Raw genomic sequence first — 3,577 nt, forward strand, 5'->3', positions numbered from 1 at the left:
TTGCCGATGGGCATGCTGGCCCGGTAGATCCTGCCGTTGTCGCCGGCGAAGAACAGGTACATGTTCTGGCCGTCACCGATGAGCGCCTGGTCGATCGGGCCGGTGCCGGAGTTGGAGATGCTGCCGGAGAACAGCGTCTGGGGTGCCGACCAGCCGTTGGGGTTGGTGGGATCGGTGGAGGTCTTGTAGGAGAAGGCGGCCCCGCCCCACTGGTAGGCGAGCACCCAGATGTTCTTCGGCGCGAAGTAGAACAGCGACGGCGCCACGGTGCCGGAGTTCATCGCGTTCTGGCTGGCCGAGGCCATCTCCGAGTAGTTGGTGAACAGGCTGAAGTTCATCGAACCCCAGCTGGTGCCGAAGTCGTGGGTGGTGGCGTAGACGAGCTGCTTGCCGTTGTAGGGGGCGACGGTGAAGTCCTTCAGCGAGACCCAGCCCGACCTCGGGTTCGCGAGCACGCCCGAGGAGGTCCAGCGGTACGTCGAGGGAAGGGTGCAGGTGCCCGGCGGAGGGGTCACGGTGGGGGTGGGGCTCGGGTTCGTTCCGCCGACCTGGACGAGCTGCCACTGCTGGTTGTTGCCGCCCCAGTCGTCGTACTGGACGATGTTGCCGCCGTCGGCGGTGGAGGCGCCCTGCACCTCCAGGGCCTTGTTGCTGTTGCGGGAGATGAAGCGTACGTAGCCACCCGCCGAGTCGGCGAGGCGCCACTGCTGGTTGGTGCCGTTGAGGTCGGCCCACTGGACGATCGCACCGCCGTTGGCGGTGGAGAAGCCGCTGACGTCCAGCACCTTGCCCGAGTGGCGTGACTTGATGCGGTAGTAGCCGCCGCCCGAGTCGACGAACTGCCACTGCTGCTGGTTGCCGTTGTTACGGGTCCACTGGGTGATGCGGGCGCCGTCGTTGGTGGCCAGGTTGTAGACGTCCAGGGCCTTGCCGCTGTTGCGGTTGACCAGCACGTACCAGGCGTTCGTGTCGACGGTCGCCGCGTTCGCGGTCTGGACGGCCACGAACAGGCTCACCAGCAAGGTGGCCGCCGCCATGATGACGGCTAGGGGTTTAAATCGCACAATTTACTCCGATTTCGTCCGAGGGGAGCGGACGGGCTGGTTGGGACGGTTCTCATAGGGTTGTTTTTCGGTCTTTACGGGGTTGTGAGGTCGAAGCGGCGCACGGTCACCGAGCCGCCGAGGGCCTGGGTGGCGTGGTTGAAGATCCCGAAGCGGTTGCCCATGAAGAACTGCCAGGCGTTGTTCATCGTGAAGGCCGGTCCGAGCGTGGTGAAGTTGGTCCCGTCGGTGCTGTAGGAGAAGCGGGCCTGCCGTCCGGAGCCGGGCCGGATGTCGGCGTTGACCCTCAGCCAGATCCGGCCGCCCGAGACGTTGGCGCTCGCCGCCTCGGTGCCGGTTCCCGTGGTCTGCCAGCTGCTGTTCATGGTCAGCCCGTTGGTCATCACCACGCGGGTCGCCCCGTTGTCGCGTTTGATGCCGATCCAGGCCGACTGGTCACGCAGGATGGCGAGGCCGCTGCGGTCGCCGTTGGCCATCTGCGAGTAGTCGAGTTCGATCGTCGCGGTCGACGACGGCCCCTGGATACGGTGGGTCAGGGTGTTGCGGGCGTTGTACAGGTCGTTCGTCACGGTCGCGGTCTGCAGGCGCAGGCCGCTGCCGGTCGACCAGCGCGAGTTGTCGGGGTTGTGGTTCCACTCCCACCGGTGGCCGAGCGAGGGGGAGGTGAAGGTGTCGGGGCCGATCATCGACTGAACGGTTTTGCTGGTCTGGATGTTCGGCTTCGGGTAGTTGACGCCCCAGCCGCCGTTCACCGTCTGGATCGTGGGCCAGCCGTCGCCGGTCCAGGTGATCGGCGCGAGAGCGGGCACCCGGCCGCCGGGGTAGGCGTCGACGAACGACATGTAGTACCAGGCGCCGTTCTGGGTCTGCACCAGTCCGCCCTGGTGGGGCACGCCGCCGCCGGAGATCGGGCCGGGCATGTTCAGCAGGACCTGGCGCATCTCGTACGGGCCGAACGGGCTGGTCGAGCGCAGCACGTACTGGCCGTTCGCGGGCTTGGTCAGCCAGATGTAGTAGTAGCCGTTCCGCTTGTAGAAGCGGGCGCCCTCAAGGGTGCCGACGCTGGAGGGGGTCTGGAACACCTGCTGGGCGCGCACCTGGCTGAGGCCGTCGGCCGAGAGCTGGGCGACGCTGATCGTGCCGTTGCCGTAGGCGACGTACATCGTGTCGTTGTCGTCGACGAGCAGGCCGGCGTCGTAGTAGCAGTTGTTGATCTGGGAGCGCTTGGTCCAGGTGCCGTCGACCGCCGAGGCGGTGTAGACGTAGGTGCGGTTGAACTCGATGCAGCCCATCCAGTAGTAGGTGCTGTTGCTCGGCCGGTAGTTGAGGGTCGAGGCCCAGATGCCCTTCACGTACGCCCGGCCGCCGTTGAGGTCGTAGGCGTTCGAGTTGAAGTCGAGCCGGGGGACCGAGTGGCCCGCGTACTCCCAGTCGACCAGGTTGTAGGAACGCAGGATCGGCGCGCCCGGCGAGTAGTGCATCGTCGAGGCCGAGTAGTAGTAGGCGTCGCCGACCCGGATGATGTCGCCGTCGGCGAAGTCCTGCCACACGACCGGGTTGGTGTAGTTGCCACCGGGACCCGGCGTCGGGGTGGGGGTGGGGGTCGGGTTCGGCGTCGGGTTCGTTCCGCCAACCTGGACGAGCTGCCACTGCTGGTTGTTGCCGCCCCAGTCGTCGTACTGGACGATGTTGGCGTTGTCGGCGGTGGAGGCGTTCTGCACTTCCAGGGCCTTGTTGCTGTTGCGGTTGACGAATCTCACGTAGCCGTCAGGGGAGTCGGCGAGGCGCCACTGCTGGTTGGTGCCGTTGAGGTCGGCCCACTGGACGATCGCGCCGCCGTTGGCGGTGGAGAAGCCGCTGACGTCCAGGACCTTGCCGGAGTGGCGTGACTTGATGCGGTAGTAGCCGCCGCCGGAGTCGACGAACTGCCACTGCTGGTTGTTGTTGTTGTTACGGGTCCACTGGGTGATGCGCCCGCCGTCGGCGGTGGAGAGGTTGTAGACGTCCAGGGCCTTGCCGCTGGTGCGGTTGACCAGCACGTACCAGGCGTTCGTGTCGACGGTCGCCGCGGTCGCCGCGGGGCTGGCGAGCGTGAGCAGGGCGCCGGTGAGCATGATCGAGGTGATGGCGGCCAGCAGCATGCGCAGGCGATTTCGCCTGATAAAAGGCATACGTCCTCCTCTGGAAGACTTTGTTAGCGTTAACACTTCGGGTACGACCTCACCCTGAACGTGGCGTCCTGCCGGTCGGAGACACTCGACGCGTTGATCGGGTCGATGCGCGGCAGGTGGCCCCGGTGCCGCGGAAGGCGGGCCGAAAAGTCGTAGGGCCGGAACGCCTCTGGGCGGTGGGGAGACCGCCTGCGGCTGGGTGACACAGGCGTTCCTTTCTCTGGGGGGTGAGACAGGTGGGGGGTGCCCGGTCCCGTCGTCCGGTGGACGACGGGACATAAACCCGGCCTTCGGGAAGCGCCATCCTTCTCTCTACGCCACCGAAACCCCCTACACATAGCC

General features: G+C 66.4%; 2 protein-coding genes. Both read right to left on the minus strand.

Features of this window, described 5'->3' with window-relative positions:
* A partial coding sequence (locus tag ABT352_RS40600; protein ID WP_350950427.1) for a non-reducing end alpha-L-arabinofuranosidase family hydrolase occupies positions 1-1,037 on the minus strand: 1,037 nt, incomplete at its 3' end.
* Positions 1,038-1,138: 101 nt separating this feature from the next.
* Positions 1,139-3,235 (minus strand): family 43 glycosylhydrolase, encoded by a 2,097-nt coding sequence (locus ABT352_RS40605; RefSeq protein ID WP_350950425.1) that lies wholly within the window; start codon positions 3,233-3,235, stop codon positions 1,139-1,141.
* Positions 3,236-3,577: the final 342 nt, after the last annotated feature.

It is taken from the genome of Streptosporangium sp. NPDC000563 (assembly GCF_040299985.1).
Taxonomy (GTDB): Bacteria; Actinomycetota; Actinomycetes; order Streptosporangiales; family Streptosporangiaceae; genus Streptosporangium.